This window comes from Pedobacter nototheniae, assembly GCF_004335085.1.
Taxonomy (GTDB): domain Bacteria; phylum Bacteroidota; class Bacteroidia; order Sphingobacteriales; family Sphingobacteriaceae; genus Pedobacter; species Pedobacter nototheniae.
In genome coordinates, this window is sequence record NZ_RQRS01000026.1 from 48,172 (window position 1) to 71,797 (window position 23,626).

The 23,626-nt window shown below is 38.5% G+C and carries 6 protein-coding genes; all 6 read right to left on the reverse strand.

The genetic code is table 11. The features are described from left to right. Positions 1-4: 4 nt before the first annotated feature. Positions 5-4,366, reverse strand: coding sequence for a CusA/CzcA family heavy metal efflux RND transporter (locus EHC72_RS19355; protein WP_131539363.1), 4,362 nt, complete (start codon positions 4,364-4,366; stop codon positions 5-7). A gap of 85 nt (positions 4,367-4,451) precedes the next feature. Further along, positions 4,452-4,832: a hypothetical protein gene (locus EHC72_RS19360; RefSeq protein WP_131539364.1), complete on the reverse strand. Its 381-nt coding sequence runs from the start codon at positions 4,830-4,832 to the stop codon at positions 4,452-4,454. A 198-nt stretch (positions 4,833-5,030) separates the two neighbouring features. Beyond that, positions 5,031-6,986 (reverse strand): OmpA family protein, encoded by a 1,956-nt coding sequence (locus tag EHC72_RS19365; RefSeq protein ID WP_131539365.1) that lies wholly within the window; start codon positions 6,984-6,986, stop codon positions 5,031-5,033. Positions 6,987-7,028: 42 nt separating this feature from the next. After that, on the reverse strand, positions 7,029-7,676 hold the full coding sequence (locus tag EHC72_RS19370) for a response regulator transcription factor (RefSeq protein WP_131539366.1): 648 nt from the start codon (positions 7,674-7,676) through the stop codon (positions 7,029-7,031). Positions 7,677-7,703: 27 nt separating this feature from the next. Beyond that, positions 7,704-8,675, reverse strand: a complete 972-nt coding sequence (locus tag EHC72_RS19375) for a PorP/SprF family type IX secretion system membrane protein (RefSeq protein ID WP_131539367.1) — start codon at positions 8,673-8,675, stop codon at positions 7,704-7,706. Between the two features lie 70 nt (positions 8,676-8,745). Then, positions 8,746-23,427 carry a DUF7507 domain-containing protein gene (locus EHC72_RS19380; protein WP_131539368.1) on the reverse strand — a complete coding sequence of 4,894 codons (14,682 nt, stop codon included), beginning with the start codon at positions 23,425-23,427 and terminating at the stop codon, positions 8,746-8,748. Positions 23,428-23,626: the final 199 nt, after the last annotated feature.

Sequence of the window (23,626 nt, forward strand, 5' to 3'; positions counted from 1 at the left end):
TGTGTTATTTATCTGTTGCCGTTAATTTTTCTATTTCAAATGCAGCATTATTTAGCTGCTGTACCTTATCAAAATATTCTGCCTTAAGTTGTATAGATTGATTAATTAATATAACCCAATCCAGGTAAGCAATTTCTCCTGCATTTAATTTATCAGATGCTGTTTTAATAATATCGCCAGCGTTTGCTAATGAAACTTTCTGATAGGATTTTATTACATTATTTAACTGTTTATAGCGATAAACGGCATTTTCCAATTGGTGATAAAGGGTTTTCTTCTGTAACTCTAGCTCTTGCTGCTTTTGGTGTATTGCAATTTTTGAAGCTTTGATTCTCGATTGTTGGGTACCAAAAAAAACAGGAATGCCAACACCAATACTTACAGAAGAAAATCTTTTATTACCATTAAAATATTGCTCGGCACCAATACTGTTGGTTTGCCAACCAATAATGCTAGAGTTGTTATACCCAAAACTTAGATTTGGCAATAGCTTACTTCCTTCTAATGCCTTTTGTTTTTTGGCTAATTCCAATTGTGCCTCACCGAGCTTAAGCATTGGATTGTTTTCTGCCTGTTGATTGGTTATTAAATTAAAAGCGTAAATAAAACTATCACCTGTTGGCTCTAAATTAAGACTGCTGTTTAGTAAAAACCTAAACCTTGTTAAGCTTTGCTCATAATCCATATTTAACAAATCCAATTGATTACGGATTTGCTGTTTTTGGTTTTCTGCCGTGCGAAGCTCTAATACATCAACATCGCCAGATTTAAACCTTTGCGATGATTTATCAAGAAAAGCACTATAAACGCTATCCGCCCAAATTAATAGTTTATGTTTTTGGCGTAACAATACAATATCGAAATAGGTGGATTTAACTTCTGCTTTAAGATCTAATTGCTTGCCACTTAATTGTGCTTCACTAATTTGAACATTAGTTTTATGTACGGCATTTTGCCTGCTATAAACTGTTGGAAAATCAAGACTTTGCACCACCGAAAACTTATTATCATTTGCCAAACTGTTAAACTTACCGTAATCAAAACTGATAGCAGTTTTAGAAACATCAAAACTATTTTTAGTGAGTTGCTTATAATATTCAATGTCTGTTTTAGCAACCTGTAACAATACATTGTTTTTCATTGCAGTATCTAGGGCAGCCTGAAGATTAATTTGTTGTGCGTTAGACTGTGTTGTTCCTAAACAAATTAATACAGCAATTATAGCGAGTTTACTTTTTGGTTTAAAATAACCGAAGCCTTTTTCAAATAAGATGTATAACATGGGTAAAACGAATAATGTAAGCATGGTTGATACCAATAAACCACCGATTACAACTGTTGCAAGTGGTTTTTGTACTGCACCACCGGCACCAGTACTTATGGCCATTGGAATAAAACCTAATGATGGCACGAGCGCTGTCATTAATACTGCACGGAGTTTGGATTTTGTTGCATGAATAACGATGCGCTTAACATCTGTCCATCCTTCTTTTTTAAGTCTGTTAAACTCTGTTACCAGTAAAATTCCGTTTAGTACAGCAACACCAAACAGAGCAATAAAGCCAACTCCAGCAGAAATACTGAAAGGTAAATCTCTTATCCAAAGGGCAAATATCCCTCCGGTGGCAGATAAAGGAATAGCTGTATAAATAAGTAAACCTTGCTTTACCGAGCTAAAAGCAAAATAAAGGAGCAGAAAAATTAGTAGTAACGCAATAGGTACAACAATTGCCAATCGGGATTTAGCCGCCGTCATATTTTCAAAAGAGCCACCGTAAGAAATGGTATATCCTTTGGATAGGTTGAGCTGTTGCCCTGCCTTTTGTTGCAGTTCTTCCACAATAGATTGCACATCGCGATCCTTAACGTTAAAACCTACAATAATCCGTCTTTTGGTATCTTCTCTTTGTATTTGGTTTACACCTTCTACCTCTTCAATATTGGCAACCATACTTAAAGGTACTTGCGTGCCTGATTGGGTTAGCACCATTAAATCTTCAACATCTTTTATGTTTTTTCTGGCAGCCTCATCCAAGCGAACGACCATATCAAAACGTTTTTCGCCCTCATAAACCTGCCCTGCAATTTGCCCGGCGAAGGCGGTATTTACTACGCGGTTTACATCGGCAACGTTTATTCCATACTTCGCCATGCCATCTCTATTATATTTAATTACAACTTGTGGCATACCGGTAACTTGTTCTTCATACACATTAATAGCACCTTTAACCGTTCCAATAATGCTACCCAAACGTTTTGCATAATTTGCGAGAGAATCCAAATCCTCGCCAAATATTTTACAAACTACATCTTGCCTAGCACCCGTCATTAGCTCATTAAAACGCATTTGTACCGGAAACTGAAAACCTACCGTTATGCCTGGAATAACTTCAACGGCCTTTGTCATTTTTGCACTTAACTCAGGAAAAGAAGTTGCAGAAGTCCATTCCTTTTTAGGTTTTAAAATCACCATCATATCTCCAGCTTCAAAAGGCATTGGATCTGTTGGCACTTCGGCACTACCAATTTTGGTTACAATTTTCTGCACTTCAGGAAATTGATCTAATAGGATTTTTGATGCTTTTTGTGTGGTTTCAATCGTATTATTCAGATTACTTCCAGTAAGCAAGCGGGTTTCTACAGCAAAATCACCTTCCTCCAGCTGGGGAATAAACTCACCACCCAGTGTACCCATTACGAAAACGGAAATAGCAAATAATGAAATGGTAACCGCCAAAATAGTTTTTGGGAACTGAAGTACTTTACTTAAAATTGGTTGATACCTGCGCTCCAACCAAGCCATTAATTTATCTGTAAGATTCTTTTTATGACTGATGGTTTTATTTAAGCATAGTGCAGACATCATTGGTACATAAGTAATTGATAGAATAAACGCTCCCAATATTGCAAAGGCAATTGTCCATGCCATTGGCTTAAACATTTTACCTTCAATACCTTCTAATGATAAAATTGGCAGGTAAACGATTAGAATAATTATTTGACTGAATACGGCAGATTTAATCATAGAGCCTGTAGATTTTTCAACCTCCGTATCCATTTGATTCTGATCTATTCTATTAAGTGATCGAAAGTGTTTGCTATGTGAAAAACGATGAAGAATGGCTTCAACAACAATTACTGAACCATCTACAATGAGGCCAAAATCTATTGCTCCAAGCGACATTAAATTTCCTCCTACGCCAAACTTATTCATTAAAATAATGGCAAAAAGCATTGATAATGGAATAACAGAAGACACGATTAAGCCTGCACGCAAATTTCCAAGGAAGAAAACCAATACAAAAATTACAATCAATGCACCTTCCATTAAATTGGTTTCTACAGTGCTAATTGCATTATCTACCATTTTGGTTCTATCTAAAAAAGGCTCAACAACAACACCTTCGGGCACCATCTTTTGTATTTCAGCAATCTTATCTTTTACACGTTTAACTACAACAGATGAATTTTCGCCTTTCAGCATCATTACAACTGCTCCGGCAACTTCACCCTGTGCATTATATGTCATGGCACCATATCGAATAGCCGAACCATATTGTACCTTGGCTACCTGCCCCAATAGTACAGGCATACCATTATTTAGTGTTTTTACAACAATCTTTTCAATATCGGCAAGACTTGTTGTTAAGCCCTCACTTCTTATATAAAGTACTGTTGGGCCTTTTTCTATATAAGCACCGCCTGTATTTTCATTGTTTTTTTCTAAGGCATCAAAAATTTCAGCAATGGTAAGCCCATAGGCTTTAAGTTGGTCTTGCCTAACTGCAACTTCATATTGCTTTAGTTTACCACCAAAGCTTGAAACCTCTGCCACACCGGGTGTACCCAGTAATTGACGGCGAACAATCCAATCTTGAATGGTGCGGAGTGCTTGTTCATCATATTTGCCTTCATATCCTTTTTTCGGACGGACAACATATTGATAAATTTCTCCTAAACCCGTTGAAACCGGAGCCATTGCTGGCGAACCGATTCCTTGTGGAATTTCTTGTTGAACTTGTTGCAATCGCTCGGCAATTTGTTGCCTTGCCCAGTAAACATCTGTTTCTTCGTTAAAAACGATGGTAACAAGAGAAAGTCCGAAACGGGAAAAACTCCTGATTTGCTTAAGTCCTGAAATGCTGCTACAAGCTTGTTCTATAGGAAAAGTAATTAGTCGTTCGATATCCGGTGCACCTAAAGATGGTGAAACGGTGATTACTTGCACCTGATTATCGGTAATATCAGGAAGGGCATCAATGGGTAATTTTGTAACCTCATAAGTTCCCCAACCCACAAGGGAGAGAACAAATAAGGCAATGATCAGCTTATTCCGCACGGAAAAGCCGATAATCTTATTTAGCATAATAAATTATTTTAAATGGATCGACATATTATTCAAGGTGACTGCAAAATTGCTCCTTGAAAGAAAACTGGAAATAGATATAAAACTATGCTAATGCAATTGGCGGGCGGAAAAGACTTCCAAAAGTAGGACTACTATATATTTGCTCGTAAGCGATGGAAGAATCTACTAAAAGATTTAAGCAGGCGGCTTTTAGAAGAATAAATTTTTCGGAAGGGACGCCGATGGAGATTACGTGGTGACCATCTAATTTTTTGAATGGCAACTTCATATCTTCCTCATCGTCATTATCATCCTGATCCTCTCCGATGTAATGCATTTCTAAAAAATCGATAAAGCTAATTTGCGAGTTTAATTGATGATGCTGAATAAAATGTACTATAAGTTGGGGCATCTTTAATACTTCACGTACAGAAGTGCTAAAGATTAATACCGGGAACAGGAAGAAAATTACAACTTTGTTCACGCGGCAAATATATTAATGATTTTTATTAATCGGGCAAAATTGGCCCAACTGAAATCTACTTATAACAAAACGACCGTTATTGCGAACAGTTTTTAGTTCGCAATAACGGTCGTTTAGCAATTTAAATATAAAAATGGAGAACGTTAATTTGAGAGCGTTACCCTAAAAATATATTTTATACTGCTGCTAATAGAGTTTTTATTTAACGATTTTAAACTCAGTTCTTCTATTTAGCTGGTGTTCGGTTTCGCTACATTCTACCCCATTGGCGCAAGCATTTAGCAATTGCGTTTCGCCATAGCCTTTAGCAGTAATTCTGTTTTTATCAATTCCTTTTGAAATGATATAATCAACTGCTGATTCTGCCCTTTTTTGCGACAGTTTTAAGTTGTAACTATCCTTTCCTCTACTATCGGTATGAGATCCAAGCTCAATCCAAATGGTTGGATTATCTTTCATAATCTTAACCAGTTTATCCAGTTCAACCGCAGCATCTGCACGGATATTCCACTTATCAAAATCGTAGTAAATGTTTTCTAATCTAATGCCTTTATTAATCTCAATAGCTTCAAGATAGAGGTTTTGCTGAAGTACCTGCGAAGTAGTTAAACCAATTGTTGCTAAATTTTCTACGTCAGATCTATAAGCCGTTTTTTCGGCACTTACATTATATTCTGAGTTTTTTGAAAGGTTAAATTTATAACCACCATTTTCATCCGTTTCAACTTTAAGCTCGCTACCATTTACTTTTGCTAGCGTTACAATTGCACCACTAATTGGTTGGTTACTTTTCTTATCGTAAACACGTCCTTCAAGTTTAAAAGCTAAAACCATGTTTCTATCAACCGCATAAATATCATCGCTACCTACACCGCCATTGCGATTTGAAGATAGGTACGCAATTCCATCTTTATCATTCAAACTAAAGCCGAAATCATCATGTGGCGAATTAAAAGGATACCCTAAGTTTTCTACCTGGCCAATGCCAGCACCATTTCTCAGCGCTCTAAAAATGTCTAAACCTCCCATTCCTACACGACCATCACTCGCAAAAAACAAATTGTTGTTAGCATCAAAAGCAGGACTACGTTCATTACCCTCAGTATTAATTTCTTCCAGATTTACAGGTTTTCCCCATTCGCCAGCATCGGTTTTAAGACAAACATAAATATCTGTACCACCTTTACCACCTGGCATGTTGGAAGCAAAATATAGGCTATTACCATCAGTAGAAATAAAAGGATCACCTACAGAATAGTTGTTAACGTTGTTGTATGGAAACGAAACAGGCTCGCTCCAGTTGCCGTTGGCATCTTTGGTACTGCTATAAATTTCTACATTTACAGTACTTGGCATGTTCTTTACTTTTTCTAAATCACCAGGAATTTTCGTCATGGTAAAATACATGGTTTTTCCGTCGGCAGTAAAACTTGCAGCACCTACGTGGTAATTGGTTCCTGTTTTAATTGGAAAAAGTTGCAAACTATCCGTTTTAGATTTAATGTACAGTTTCAAATAACCGTTACCAGTCCACCCGTAAGTTTTTTTATCGGGCATTTTGGTACCATCGAATTTTAAAAAGCCTTTGCTTTCTTTTGTTGTCAAACCGCTGTTTATCCTATCGGAAGTAAAAACAAGAGTACCTTGATAGCTTACTGCGCCCCAATCAGATTGTTGGGTATTTAAAGCCTTTTGGTTGATTAGTTCCACCTGTTTTGGAAATTTCATCCATTTTATCGCAGAATCGCAGGAAGCAACCCACACCGCCAATTGCTTTTGAGAGACCTTTTTATTTTGATCTGCATAGTTTAAATATTGAACTTTGGCTTCAGAATATTTTGAATTACTTTGCAAGGCTTTAGCATAACCCAATGTATTTTCGGGTTTGCTGTTGGGCATTTTAGATGCAATTGCGTACCAACTTTCGGCCTGTACATAATTATTTACAAAACTATAAGCATTGGCTAAACGCTCTGCTGCATGTAAAGTTTCTTTCTTTTTATAGGCTTGCTCATAAAGATCAATTGCCTTGCTATAATTGTACAACTCGTACTGTTTATCGGCATCTTTAATCACATATTGTGCTTTTGCCGAAAAGCTGAAAGCCACTACGCCATAAGCTAAAAGCGATATACCTGATATAATTTTCTTCATTATTTTGAGATGTAAAAAGACCTGAGTCCGGTTAATCATATTTTATTTTTCGTAAGTTTTCATTTTTCCAGCGAGGTCAATTACATTGGAAATTTTTAACTTTTTGAAAATTCTATTTTTAAATGTGCTTATTGTTCCTTTTTGCAGTTTCATTGTATTTGCAATTTCCAAAACACTAAATCCATTGGCAAGGTATTCGGCAACGATTAATTCTTTGTTAGAAAGCCTTAAGTAATCGCTTTCATCACCGCCTCTTAAAATGCCATCAAACAATACTTCCTTAATTTTTTGGCTCGAGTATCGGCTGCCTGCAAGCAGCGTGGTAATGGCAACTAATATTTCTGATTCGGTTGCATTTTTAGATAAAAAACCATCGGCTCCAGCTTTCAATAATGGAATTGCATAAATCATTTCGTTAAGAGATGAAAACACAAGAATTTTAGTGATGTTATTTACGGCTTTTAAATCATTAATAAAGTTTTTCCCTTCTATTCCTTTTAGTTGTGGATCTATAAACACAATGTTTGGATTATTCTTAAGTTGTACAACCAGTTTTTCCATAGAAGTTACATGAACAATCTGTGTTTTTTTCCAAAATGTAGAAAGCAAATCTTTTAGTCCGCGGTAAACAATTTCTTGTGGCTGGGCAACAATAATTCTGATGTTATTATCATTAGTTTTATCTTTCATGTTTACGGTTTAAGCTCTACTATACAATTAGAAAACCCTTGGGGTAGCCATTCTAACATCCGATCTACCAAAAGAAAAGGCTACAGAAATTTCGTGTGTACCACCGCTATATCCTTGCAATGGGCCAATTGAAAAATCATAACCGTATCCGATTCTAATTTTTTCTGAAGGAAATAATTGTATGGCTGCCACGGCTGAATTTCGGGTAGAAAGATCTTTTTGCAGATAACTTTTGTCGTAAAGCTTAATTCCAGTACGGTAAGAGCCGCCAATCCAGATTGCATCCTTTATCATTAAAAATGCATTAATATCTAAACTTGTTGGTCCGCCTCTATCATCTTTAATTAGAAATGAAGGTTTAATCTGAAAATCTTCGTTTAAAGGAAATAAAGCTCCTGCTGTTAAATAATAGTGGGGTTTGGGCTGTGGAATAAATGCATATTTATCAATGTTAATGTATTGCGCAATTAAATTATCGGCAGAGAAACCTGCGTAAAACCTATCGTTAGAAAAGTAAACCCCTGCCCTTGCATCGGGCACTATCGTACTTTGTGTACCCACCGGTTGATTTATTTCTACATCATTAGGGTTAAGCATTGAACCATCTATCGCTAAATTAACCATACCAACCCCCAAACCTAATGCAAGGCGAGAGCTTCCATCGTCATTCATTCTAATACGGTATGCATAATTTCCATATACACTTAAATTGGTTTGTGCACCAAGCTTATCACTCGCCACCTGAAGTGCTAAACCAACGTTGCCATCATTAGCAATGGCATCTACCGCAAGCGACATACTTTTTGGTGCCCCATTAATGCCCGTCCACTGACTACGATAAAAACTATGCACGTTTAACACTTCCTTATATCCGGCATAAGCTGGATTAATGTAAATTCCGTTAAACATGTACTGGCTATACTGGGCATCTTGTTGGGCAATTGCCGATCTGCATAGCAGTACTAAAGAAAGTGTAATGAATAATAATATTTTTTTCATGGAAAATTTTATTTTAATATCTACTGATTGAAATGGGATGTTTTGGAAAGCCAAAACATCCCGGCTCATTTTACTTTTTAAATGTTCTAATCAGCGTTATATATCCTTTTTTAATTTCGAACTCGTTACTACCAATTCTCTTCACTTTTAATAGATAGAAATAAGTTCCCTCGTTCAAGCCCTCACCCGTCCAGGTGTTTTGATAGTTTTTAGCACGATATACTTCATTTCCATATCTGTTTACAATCGTTAATTCATTTGCCTGATATTGATCTAAGCCTCTTATTTCGAATGTATCATTAATACCATCGCCATTCGGGGTGAAAAGTGTTGGCACCGTTACATCAAAGAAATTGATTTGAATAGTTGCAGATGCTACGTTGGTGTAATAACCATAGGCATCTTTAACGCGGTAGCTAAATACATCCGTTCCTGTATAACCAGGGTTTGGCATATAGGTAATTGTTCCGTCAGCATTTATTTTTACCGTTCCATGTTTTGGTTGCTCCATAATTTCTATACCCAGTTTATCTAAAGTAGAGTTACCTGGATCATCATTATCAAGCACTTTTATTATGATTTGCGCATTTGCCTGAGTTTCTGCCTTGTCATTTATTGCCACTGGCGATTTAGGAACAGTAATTACCGTTGGGGTATTATTCCCTTCTGCCGTTCCTGATACATCCTGAACATCAGCTGATGATGGAGTTTTGGCTTTAACTGATGCCGTATTACTTACAGTACCCAAATCTTTATCAGCCTGCGTTAAAGTGTAAACTTCGGTTACCGTTACTGTAGCACCTGGGTTTAAACCACCTGGTATGCTTATCACTTTGTTGGCAAAGCCTAATTTGGCATCTGTTAATTGAACTACATCCAAGGTTACGTTACCTAAGTTTTTAATTGTGAAGGTATAGGTAATCTGGTTGCCACTAAAAGCTGCCGTTTTAACCAATGAGATTGCTCCTTTTTCTGGTACAATAGTTACTGTTGGCGTATCGTTATTTTCGGCAGTTCCAGATAAATCACTTACCGATTGTCCGTTAGGTGCCTGTACCACAACCTTTGCACTGTTAGTTACATTTCCGGCATTTTTATCTGCTTGTGTTAAGGTATAAACAGCGGTTTCTACTGTTGATGCGCCTGGTGCTAACACTTTGTTTAATGTTCTGGTTAAACCAATTTTCGCATCTGTAATTGTAATAGATGATACCGTTACATTTCCAGTATTTTTAATTGTGAAGCTATATGTAATGCTATTTCCATCTGTGCTTAATACGCCGGTTTTTACCATTGTAACCGCAGGAGTAGAAATTATTTTACTTATTGTAGCATCATCAATTGCTGGTGTATTCGGGTCATCAGATTTAGGGTTAGAAACCGTACCTCCTTTTGGATTATTTGCAGAAACCGATGCCTGATTACTGTAGCTTCCATTATCAACCTCAGCCTGTGTTAAAGTATGTTTAGCCTTAACTGTTGCTGTTGCATTTGGTGCTAAACTTGCAATACTAGCCGGAAGAATTGAGCCTGTATCTGCCCCTGCATCACTTACTATAACGTTTGATAAAGTTACATTTCCTGTGTTTTTAACTACAATGGTATAGTTAATTACATCACCCGCTTTGCTGCCTGTATTATCCGCTACTTTGGTTAATGTCATTGTAGCATTTGGAATAATGTTTACAACCGTTGCATCATCAACCGCTGGTGTATTCGGGTCATCAGATTTAGGGTTAGAAACCGTACCTCCTTTTGGATTATTTCCAGACACTGAAGCCTGGTTACTATAGCTTCCATTATCAACCTCAGCCTGTGTTAAAGTATGTTTAGCTTTAACGGTTGCCGTTGCATTTGGTGCTAAACTTGCAATACTAGCCGGAAGAATTGAGCCTACATCTGCCCCTGCATCACTTACTGCTATGTTTGATAAAGTTACATTTCCAGTATTTTTAACCAAAATGGTATACGTAATTATATCGCCCACTTTGCTTCCCGTATTATCTGCTACCTTAGTTAAACTCATTGTAGCATTTGGAATAATGTTTATTACCGTTGCATCATCAACCGCTGGTGTATTTGGATCGTCAGATTTAGGGTTAGAAACCGTATTTCCTTTTGGATCATTGCCAGAAACCGACGCTTGGTTAGTATAACTTCCATTATCAACTTCTGCTTGTGTTAATGTATGTTTAGCGGTTACGGTTGCCGTAGCATTTGGTGCTATACTTGCAATACTTACCGGAAGGATTGATCCCAAATCCGCACCTGCATCACTTACCGCTACGTTTGATAAAGTTACGTTACCAGTATTTTTAACTACAATGGTATAATTTATAATATCACCAGCTTTACTTCCTGTATTATCTGCTACTTTGGTTAATGTCATTGCAGCATTCGGAAGAATGGTTATTACCGTTGCATCATCAACCGCTGGTGTATTCGGATCATCAGATTTTGGCGTAGAAACTGTATTCCCTTTTGGATTATTTCCAGAAATACTTGCCTGATTGCTGTAACTTCCATTATCAATTTCAGCTTGTGTTAGCGTATGTTTTGCTTTAACGGTTGCCGTAGCATTAGGCGCTAAACTTGAAATACTAGCCGGAAGGATTGAACCTGCATCTGCTCCTGCATCACTTACAGCAACATTTGATAAAGTTACGTTTCCAGTGTTTTTAACTACAATGGTATAATTGATTACATCGCCAGCCTTGCTGCCCGTATTATCTGCAACTTTGGTTAATGTCATTGCCGCATTCGGAATAATGGTTACTACCGTTGCATCATCAACCGCTGGTGTATTCGGGTCGTCAGATTTATTGTTAGAAACCGTATTTCCTTTTGGATCATTTCCAGAAACTGAAGCCTGGTTGCTATAACTTCCATTATCAACTTCTGCTTGTGTTAATGTATGTTTCGCTGTAAGGGTTGCGGTAGCATTTGGTGCTAATATTGCAACGCTTGCCGGAAGGATTGAGCCTGCATCTGCTCCTGCATCACTTACGGCAACATTACCTAAAGTTACGTTTCCTGTATTTTTAACTACAATGGTATAATTAATTACATCGCCAGCTTTTGTACCTGTATTATTTGCAACTTTAGTTAAGCTCATTGATCCATTTGATACAATTGTTGCTACCGTTGGCGTATCATTGGTTTCATCCGTACCAGATTTATCTGAGATATTTGTACCAATTGCCGGACTTGCCGTAACTTCTGCAGTGTTAGAATATATTCCGGCATCTACATCAGATTGGCTCAATACATGGCTTGCTGTAATGGTTACACTCGCCCCTGGTGCCAATGTACTAATAGGACTTCCTGCTACAATTGCATTAGCATCTGTTACCACTAAATTGCTCAGCGTAATATTACCTGTATTTTTAACGGTAAGGTTGTAGTTTAATGTTTGTCCTGCTTGGTTTGGAACTGCCCCTACCACAGTTTTAACTAAGGTTACACCTGGTGCAGGTACAATTTGAACTACGGTTGGTAAATCATCCGTTGCTGTAATTCCAGAAATATCACTTACTTCTGATGCATCTGGTGCTTTTGATGTTACCGAAGCACTATTACTAAAGCTTCCTTTATCTACATCAGCTTGTGTAACTGTATGTTTTGCGGTTACTTTTACGTTTGCACCCGCTGCTAAGCTAGCAATGGTTGCAGGTGTAATACTGCCTGCATCAGCACCTTGATCTTCAATAACCAAATTGGTTAATGCAGATGTTCCCGTGTTGTTAATATTTAACTCATAATTTATTACATCGCCTGCTTTATTTACTGTATTTAACGCTGTTTTTACTAAGGTTAACGACGAACGATAAACAGAAGTAGAAACGGAAGATGTTGCCGTTGTTGCACCAGCCTCAGATGGTTGCGCAGTAACAGAGTTTAAAATTGTACCATCGAAAGTTGATGGAATATCGCCACTTACATAAATGTTTATTCCATTTGCAGCACCTGCCGGAAGGTTTGCAATTAAATTAATATCACCACTTCCACTTGCAACAGATGTTGTTGCCGCTCCGCTGTTTTGAACTGTCCAGCTTACATTATTTAGTGCAACTGGTGCAGCATCAGCAATCGAAAGATTTAATGCATCACCTGTACCTTCATTTACAACATTAATTAGATAACTAATTTTATTGCCAGATCTAAGTACTGCAGGTCCGCCTTTGGTTATTTTAATAATTGGTTGCCTGCTCACCGCTGTTACCACTGGGGTTGAGTTTACAGCTGTACCTGTTTCTGCTGGCGTAACGCTTGCTGTATTGCTTAGGTTTCCACTAAAGGCTGGCGAAACCGTTCCTTTAATATCAATTACAATACGATCTGTACTAGCAGCAGGCAAGTTTGCATTTATCGCAATAGTGTTGCCTGTACCTTGCTGACCAGATAAAATTGCTGTAGCACCCTCAGCCGTTGCAGTCCATTCTACATTGCTAATTTGAGCCGGAACTATATCTGCAATTGCGGAATTTAAAGCGGTACTTGGACCGTTATTTTTAACTACAATCTGATAGTTTATTATAGTGCCTGCTGAAACATTTGAAGGACCACTTTTTGAAATCACTAAATCCACAGAAGGTGTTACAACTGTAGAAGCCGTACTTTGTGATGGTTGAATACCAGGCTCAGCAGGGGTTGCCGTAGCTGTATTTACCAAAGTGCTTTTAAATAATGGGTTAATTGTTCCAGTAACGATAACATCTATACTTCCATTTGCCGGAATATTTGCGGTTAAAGAAACATTGTTACCAGAACCGGTACTGCCTGTTATTATACTTGCACCATTTGTTGCAGTACCTATCCAACTTACGTTTTGAACGTTGCTAGGAACGGCATCTGCTAAAATTGTACCCAAAGCATCAGATGGGCCTGCATTACTTAACTTAAGGGCATAAGTTATGCCGCTGCCACCAGAAGAAGCCGTTGGAGCAGATTTTGTTAACAATAAATTAGGTGTTTGTTTTACCGTGGTTACCGCCGGATTAGAAGTTACCGGATTATTTCCAGGCTCTGATGGTGTAACTGTTGCTATATTTGAAACCGTTCCACTTGCATTTGAAGCTAAAGTACCATTGATGGTTACATAAATTTTTCCTCCTGCCGGAATGTTCCCTGTTAAAGATAATGCATTTCCTGTTCCCGTTCCATTTGCGGTAACTAACGCACCACCAGCAACTGTTGTTGCCCAGGTTGGGTTAAGGATAGTTGCTGGAATATTATCTGTTATTACCGCAGCAGCTGCGTTACTTGGTCCGTTATTGCCTACCTCCACAACATACACAATTGGTTGCCCAGCACTTAACGTTAATGGTGCAGATTTTGTAATTGTTAGGTTGGTTAATTTACTTACCGTTGTACTTACCTCTGGCGAAGAAACCGTTGGATTAGTACCTATTTTAGCATTTGCAGTATTTTTAATTGTTCCTGCAAAATTAGGGTTAATGGTTCCTGTTATATCTATAACAACAGATGCACCTACTGGAATATTTGCATTTATTGCAATATTACCTGTTCCAGTTGTTGTACCATTTATAACAGCAGCAGTACCATTGTTGGTTGCTGTCCATTGTGCATTTGTAATTTCAGCCTGTAATGCATCCGTAATGTTTACAGCTGTAGCATCACTTGGGCCTGTATTATCTACCTTAATTTTATAAGTAATTTGGTTACCAGCATTTGCTGTAGCTGGGCCAGTTTTTTGTACTACCAATGTAGGCGTACTAATTACATTTGTACTTACTAACGATGTATTATTTGAAGTGTTGTAATCGGTTATTGCAGCAGGCAAAGTTACTGTAGCCGTGTTTGTTAACGGCCCTAAGACTGCATTTGATGGAACTTTACCCTTTATGGTTACGGTTATAAAGTTTCCTTGTCCGCCACCAATATTACCTTTTAATTGCACCGCATTACCTACCCCATTTGCTGTAGAAGTAATGGTAGCATTACCAGTTGCAGCAGCACTCCAGGTTACATTGTTTAGCAATGGATTTACATTGTCGTTAACTATTATATCATCAACATCTACTGAGCCATTATTATACACATTTACGGTGTATGTTATATTTTCGCCAGCAGCTACTTGTTGCGGACCAGCCTTAATTACGGCAATATCTGTAGATCTGTTTACACTTGTAGTTACCGAACTTTCTTTAACCTGACCAGAGGTTGCCTCTGCCTTGTTTGTGAAAGATGAGCCCGCTGTTTGTTTAATAATACCGTTTACAGTAATTAATATGTTATTGTTTCCTGCCGGAATATCGCCTACAGTTAAAATACTGTTTGAGGTACCCGCCGAAGCAGATCCAGACTTAATTACCGCAACTCCATTTACTTCAGCAATCCAGTTTAATACCTGTACATCATCTGGCACATTATCAACAATAAATGCATCAGTAATATCGCCAGCACCAGTATTTTTAATTAAAATGGTGTAGGTAATCTGATCGCCTACGTTTGCATTTGCAGGACCAGATTTTGCAATTGTAAAGTTCGGATCGTTATCTATTATAGTATTAAAAGTAGAGGTATTATTCGCCGTTTCCGGATCGTTAATTGATGCTGCTACCGTTGCCGTAGCTGTATTAGAAATTGGCGTACCATCTAATAGAGATGCACTAACAATACCTTTTATTTTAACTTCAATTATACCCGTGTTAGGTGCAATATCTGCTGTTAAGTTTATATTTCCTGTACCAGAAGCAGCACTAACGCTCGATCCTGAAGTTGCCGTTGCCGTCCAGGTAATTGATCCTGCATTTATTGAGCTTGGTAAAGCATCAACAATTTTAGTTGCCGTTGCAGTACTTGGTCCCTGGTTGGTAATTCTTAAAGTATAGTTTATTTCCTCTCCTGCCTTGGCATTTGCCGGACCAGATTTTACGATTCTAACGTTAGCCTTGCGAGCAATATTAGTTACAACCGTTGCACTTGCCGGTGTTGGATCTGTAACGCCTACTGGCGGAACCGCAGTTGCAGTATTGGTTAAGGTTGCACCTGCAAACGCTGGATCAACTGTACCAATTAATGTAATAATAACTTTATCAGTACCACCTGCCTTAAGTGCTGCAGTTAAATTTACATTACCTGTACCACTGCTTACATTTGTTGTAGCGGCGCCCGCTGTTGCAACTGTCCAGTTTGCATTAATAATTGATGCCGAAAGTACATCGTTAATTACTGCGCCCGTAACATCACCAGGTCCCTGGTTTTCTACCGTAATGGTATAAGTTGCCTGCTCACCAGCAAATAAATTTGAAGGTCCCGTTTTCGAGATTCTTAAATCAGCTTGTTTGCTTACAGCCGTAGTGGTTGTGTTTGAATTTACTGTTGGATTTCCTGTTTCTGTAGGAATAACCGAAGCCGTATTGGTTAAAGAGTTTCCTGTAAATGCCGGATTCAGTTTTCCTGTAATTTGTACAATAACAGTATTTGCATCGCCCACCGGAAGATTCGCTTTTACGCTAACTGCATTTCCATTTCCTGATGCCCCAAAAATTACATTTGCCGCACCATTTGCAACGGCTGTCCAGCTTACATTTTGAATATCTGCAGGAATTGCATCTGTAATATTCGCATTTAAGGCGTTACTTGGTCCTGTATTTTTTACAAGTAAAGTATAGTTTACCGTTTCACCTGCGTTTATAGATACTGGAGCAGATTTTACAATAGAAATATTGCTCTTGTTAGAAATCGCTGTGCTTACCGCATTAGAGTTTACTGGCGTACCAGTTTCAACAGGAGTTGCTGTTGCTGTATTTGTAATTGTTGCATTTGTTTGTGCAGCTGGAATTGTTCCTTTAACCGTAATCTGAATTTTATTGGCATTACCAACTTTAAGATTACCTGTTAAATTTACATTTCCAACTCCTGCAATAGTTCCTACAGATGATGTGCCTAAGCCCATTGCCGTCCATGATACATTGGTTAAAGTAGCTGGAACTAAATCTGAAATTGCAATATTATCCGCGTTAGATGGACCCGCATTTACTGCATCAATAATGTAAGTAACCATTTCGCCTGCATTTGCAGTTGCCGGACCAGTTTTAATTAAACTAACCGATGGCACTTTATTTACTTGTGTAGTTATAGTATTTGATGTTTTTGCTACAGCACCTGTTTCAGCTGGTGTTACCGTTGCTGTATTAACCAAATTGGCACTAGCCGATGGGTCTACCGTACCGTTAATGGTTACCGTAATTTCATTACCCACTCCTGCTGGTAAATTACCAACAAAGTTAATGGTGTTACCCGTTCCGCTTGCCGTTCCATTTATAGATGCTGTTCCGGTTGTAGTTGCTGCCCAGGTTACATTTTGAATGCTTACAGGTACATTATCAGTAATGGTTGCTAAATCTGCGTTTGCAGTAGCTGTATTCTTAATTTTTAAAGTATAACTAATATTTTGTCCTGCACTAATACTTGCCGGACCTGTTTTCTCAATTGCTAAAACAGGGATTTTCTGCACCGCAGTACTTACTGCTGATGATTTAGGACTTGTACCGCTTTCAGCTGGTGTGGCTGTAGCCGTATTGTTTAATGTTCCATTATATGCAGCACTTACTTTACCCGTAATGGTTAGTATAATTTTATTGGTTGCACCTGCCGGAATGTTTCCTGTTAAGGTTACATTATTTCCTGTTCCGGTAGCCGTACCATTTATACTTGCCGCTCCTGATGGTGTAGCTGTCCAGCTTACTGCACTTATTTCTGAAGAAACTATATCTTTAATTTCCAGATTTTGCGCATCTGCTGTGCTCGTATTCAACACCTCAATGCTGTAGGTAATATTGGCTCCAGAAATAACAGATGATGGAGCATTTTTAGTAATCGATACTGTTGGTACTCTGTTAATTGCCGTTGTTACAGCAGATTGTGGCGAAGCGCTGTTTAATTCAGTTGCTGTTACATTTGCTGTATTGGTTATGCTTCCATTGTAAGCTGCACTTGCCTTGCCGGTAATGGTTATGACCACTTTATTGGCAGCGCCTGCCGGAACATTTACCACAGTTTGTAAAGTATTTCCGCTTCCGGTGCCACCACTAATTACAGTTGCTGCACCTTGCGTTGCTGTTGTCCATGTTGGGTTTAATACTTCCGCAGGGATTAAATCAGCTATTTTAGCGCTTAATGCGTCACTTGGCCCAGTGTTTCCTACTTCTATGGTATATGTAATATTGGTTCCCGAAACTACAGATGCAGGACCATTTTTTGCAATAGTTAAACCAGATTTGGTAATTACTGAGGTACTTACTTCGTTTGAATTAACCGGAACAACACCCGCCTCTGATGGCGTAACGGTTGCTGAGTTAATGATATTGCCAAGTACGCCTGAGTTTACTTTTCCAGTTACATTAATTTGAACAGTACTATTAGCATTAAAATTACCTGTTAAACTTAAAACATTACCTGTTCCAGTGCCACCCGCAGTAATATTTGCGGTGCCATCAGTAACTGCACTTGTCCAGCTTACGTTGCTAATTCCTGTCGGAATATTATCTGTAATAATGGTACTAACACTATTTGATGGTCCTGTGTTTCTTACTGTAATAGTATAAGCTATATTATTACCTGCAGTAACGCTCGCAGGGCCTGTTTTAGTAATTGTAAATACTGGTTTACTGTTTATATTGGTTATTGCCTGTGCACTAATAGGTGTGCTACCTGTTTCTTGCGGTGTAGCAGTTGCTGTATTGGTTAATGCGCCAGTAAAATCTGGTTTAATAGTGCCCGATACATTTAAAATTACTTTGTGCTGTGCACCAGCTGGTATATTTGCAACCAAGTTTATGGCATTTCCAGTGCCTGTTGCACCGCTGGTAATTAATGCCCCACCTTGCAGTTGAGTAGTCCAGCTTACATTTGTTAAACCTGCCGGAACATTATCTGCAATTTGAACAGCTGTTGCATTACTTGGCCCATTATTGCCTACCTCAATTTTATAGGTTACGGCTTCTCCAGCTGCTGCCGATGAAGCACCTGCCTTAGAAATTACTACGCCTGATGAACTTGTTACGTTAGAGTTAACTGAAGAGTTGCTACCAGCACCTTGTGGCTCTGCTGGCACTACCGTTGCCGTGTTGTTTACACTTCCTGTTGCCGCAGGATTTAATGTTCCACTAATGTTAACATTTATAAAATTAGCTGTATTTCCTGCCGGAATATTTGCTTTTACAAGCACCGCATTTCCATTGCCAGATGCACCTGTAACAACTGTTGCATCTCCATTTGCAGTGGCTGTCCAGCTTACGTTTTCTACCGCTGCTGGTACAGCATCATTAATTGCTGCATTTATTGCATCACTACTTCCGGTGTTTACAATTTTAAGTGTGTAATTTACTGTCGATCCTGCTGTTAATCCTGAAGCGCCTGATTTTGTTATCGCTAAAACTGGTTTTGAAATAACTGTGGTATTATCTATTGCTTCATTATTTGTTAACGTTGGATCAGTAATTCCCGTTGGCGCATTTAAAGTAGCTTTGTTGGTTAAAGTGCCTGTTACATTTGCACCTACTTTACCCGTAATGGTAATGGTAGCATTTTGTGCCTTTGCCAAAGTTAAACCACTCCAGTTTCCTGTAGCTACATCGTATGTACCCGCTGATGTGTTATAGGCAGATGCCGAAAAGCCTGTTGGTAAAGCATCTGTAACTTTTAAAACATCGGCAGCGTTCATTGCACTAATGCCTTTATTGGTTACCGTAATGGTGTAAGTTAAAATTTCGCCGGCAATGGCAGGTTTTGGTGTAGCTGTTTTTGCTATTTCAAAATCTATTTCACGCGTTACTGCCGTTATTTCTGTTGCAGAATTGTTATTGGTATTGTTATCAATTGTACCAGTTGGTGCAACTACATTTGCCGTATTGCTTAATGTACCAGTTGCATTTGCTGCTACTGTACCAGAAATAGTTAAAGTTGCAGTTTGCCCTTGCGTTAAGGTTAAACCGGTCCAGTTTCCAGTGTTTTTATCAAAAGCACCTGCCGATGTTACAAATGTATTAGCCGTATATCCTACTGGGAAGTTTTCGTTAATTTTTACAGCATCACTAGCCAATAATGGTGAAGGCCCGTTGTTGCTTAAGGTTATGGTATAGGTTAGTAAATTACCTGCAATCACTGGTTTCGGACTAGAGGTTTTTGTAACCCCTAAATCCACCATTCTATTTATTGCAGTATTATCTGTTTTGGTGTTATTGCTTAAGTTTGGATCCGAAACTGTAGCTGGTATAGCCACAGAAACTGTATTATTTAATGTTCCATTTGCATTGCCTGCTACCGTACCTGAAATAGTTAGTACTGCTTGCTCTCCGGCAGCCAAGGTTAATCCACTCCAGTTTCCTGTTGTAGTGTTAAAAGTACCTTTTGATACCGCAAAACTACTAGCGCTATATCCTGTAGGGTAGTTTTCTGTTACCGTAAATACATCTGTAGCTTTAAGCGTACTCGGACCATTATTTTTTAATGTAATGGCATACGCAAGTGGCTGTCCTGCTACTGCTGGTTTAGTTAAGGCTGTTTTATCAATTTCAATATCCGCTGATGGAATTGGAACTATATTGTTTATTGAAGCCGTATTGTTGGTTAAATCAGGATCGGTTTCAGTTCCGGTAATTGATACCGAATTGTTATAAGCCGCAGGAAGTGCGTTGGCATTTACTTTTGCAATAATTGTAAGTGTTTGTGATGCTCCATTAGCTAGTGCACCTACCAACCACTCTCCAGATGTTGCATTATAATTTGCAGATGAACTGCTAACAAATGTATAACCTGCATTTAAAAGATCAGTTACCTTAACGCCAGTTGCATCACTCAATCCGTTATTTTTAGCGGTAAGTGTAAAGGTTATATTATCGCCAACTACCGGCGTGGTTTTATCAACGGTTTTAGTTACTTGTAAATTGGTTTGTTTGGTATAAGTGATTTTTACATCATCAATTGATGCCGCACAAGGCCCGTTGGTTATAGTCCACCTTAAAGTAGCCGTAGTATTTTCTGCAATTGTAACGGTTGTATTTCTGTTTAATGGATTAGCAATAGTTGCAGTTCCACTTACCACCGACCAAGTTCCAGTACCCACTGTAGGCGCATTGCCTTGAAGAGTAAAAGTGCCTGAATTGTACTGTAAAATATCAACACCAGCGTTTGCAACTGTTGGATTTTGGTTAACAGTAACGGTAACAATATTTGATGCCTCTGAAGTACAAGGAATTGTATTTAAAGTAGAAATTGCATATCTTCTATACTGCGTTGTTGTTGTTAATGTTACTGTAGGTGCATAACTGGCAGATGTTGCTCCATTAATTGTCGTCCAATTGCTTCCATTTATAGAGCTTTCCCACCTGTATGTAATCGTTCCAGAACCTGTTCCATCGCCACTGGTGATAGAATTAAAGCCTGCTGGTAAAGTACCTGTACAAATAGTTTGATCTGCACCTATTGTTCCTGGTGTTGGCACATTTTGAACAGTAATGGTTACTGCAGATGTTGCAGCCGAACAGCCTACACCATTTAATGTGGCCGTATATACCCTTCTAAATTGAGTTGTAGCTGTTAGTGGTCCTGGTGCATAAGTTGGTGAGGTAGCTCCCGAAATGGTTGTCCAAGTTGTACCGTTATTTGTAGAACTTTCCCATCTATAAGCCGTTGTTGCTCCTGCTGTACCTCCACTGCCAACTGTGGTTGAAGATAACGCACTTGGTGTTGATCCATTACAAATAGTTTGATTAGCGGCTATATTACCCGCAACAACAGCCGCCTGCACAGTTACTACAATTTCAGCATAATCACTTTCGCAACTTCCATTGGTTTGAGTTACAAAAAAGCTTGTATTACCAGCTGTTGTAGTAGTTGGTATTGGTGCGTTTACTGATGAAACACCACCTTTTGCACGATACCACAATAAAGTATTACCGTTGGTAGCTGTAGCAGTAAGTGCCGTTGCTGTAGAACCTAAACAATAAGTAACTGGAGTTGCTGATACAGTTGGTTTGCCAGAAACCGTAGCTATTGTATTAGAAGCGCTATTATTATTCTGGTTGGCTGCTACTTCGATATTTGCGCCAGATGAGTTTACATATTTTACTTGAATGTCATCTACATAAGTACTCACACCAGCAGGCGCTGTTAAAGTGTATGTAATTGGAGAAATACTTGCTCCAGAGTTTAATATTCCAGTGTAAGTATATGTGTAAACATAATTACTTCCACTTGTTGTTCTTGCACTTCTCGTCCACCCATCATTTGCACCCGGTGTAAAAATATAACTATTCGGATAGGTTTTGGTTACTACAATACTGTTTCCAGCTGTAGTTGGCAAAGTACCAACATTGGATACAACTGCCGTAAAAACATTTCCACTTGTATTAAGACAAGGGTTCGATACAGTTTTCTGAACGGTTACATCAACGTTTTCTGCAAGTACTGGTGTATTTACCACAGCGGTGTTGTTATCAATATCAACGTCTGTAATATCAGTTGGCGTAACGTTTACGGTATTAGTTAAAGTATTTCCTGCAGGTATTGAATTAATTGTTCCAACTACGGTTACAGTTCCAGTAGAGTTTGGAGACATGTTCAACGAGCCTGTAATTTCATTGGTGGTGGGCAGCGGAATGCTTGTTCCCGTTTTGAAACCTGTAAAATTTATACTGCTGATGGTAAAAGCTGAATTGCTTAACAGATTTCCAACAGCATCGGTTAATCTATCTTTAAATTGAACATTGTTTACAGCCTCCTGCGTATCATTAACTACATCAATTGTGTAAGTTACTTTATTAGCATTCCCTGTGGTAACCGTTCTTAAAAAATCTTTATCAGCACGTTTACTTACCCTAAGGTTTCCTGGTGTAGTTACGGTTACATTTCTAACCTCGTGTTTGTTATAAGATCCTCCTGTTGCAGATGTAAAACCAAGTTTAAGCGTAGCAGGTGGCGCATAACTAACACCGCCCTGATCTACCAGTGAATAGGTAAATAATTGGGTAAAGGCACCACCTGGAGTTGTTGCCCATCTTACAATAATGTCATATCGTCCGTTGGCATTAGGTTTAACCTCAATTTGAACTCTACGGTAAAAAACACCATCTGTCGGTCGTACGGTTGTACCTCCAACAGTATATTGAACCGTGCTATTATCTTGTATCGGAAGAGTTTTCATAGCCAATAATCTGTACTTGTCAGATTCTCGTCCACGAAGTGTAATGCTATTTGGATACCTACCTAAAGCAAGTCCTGCACTTGGCGTATTTTCTGTAAAAGAACCGCCGGCAAAATTTGAAGAAAAGTTTCCAAACTCATCAAGTCCTATCCCTAAGTAGCCTGCTTTTAATCCTGCTAAACCTTGATTACCTCGAGGCGCATAACCAAGTCCTGCACCAGTTCCTCCTAATTGAAAATCAGCTTGGGTAATGGTACCATCAAAAAGGAACACAACAATTCCGTCCGCTCCTTCACTTTCATTGTGATAGGTTTTGTACTCAAAATCTACGAGTACCCCAAGGGTTGATGGAAAGGATTTATCAATAAATGCATAGCCACGTTGATCACCAACATCATTGGTTAATCTGAGCCAGCCTTGATTAACGGGATCTGCACCGCCAGAGGTTAGGCGGGCATCATTACCAAGTTTTATACTTGGGGCTGTGCTTCCTTTAAAATTCTCGGATAAGGTAAATTGTGCGAAAGTTTTGTTTAGCCCAAAAAGGAGCACAACAAAAAGTAGAAGTAAACGTTTATTCATAAACAATTGAGAAGATTTTTGTTTTCCGGAGCTCACCAGAAAAATCTTTCTCAAGCATTTTAATAACGTTGGAGTTAAATTATATCTAGAAATTAGACATACCGAGCGTTACTTTTTAATACCAAAGGGGGATGATCCTTAGTTATCCGGAGCGCAAAAATTCACCAATTATTCTGCATTTAAAGGGCATAGAAGGCTT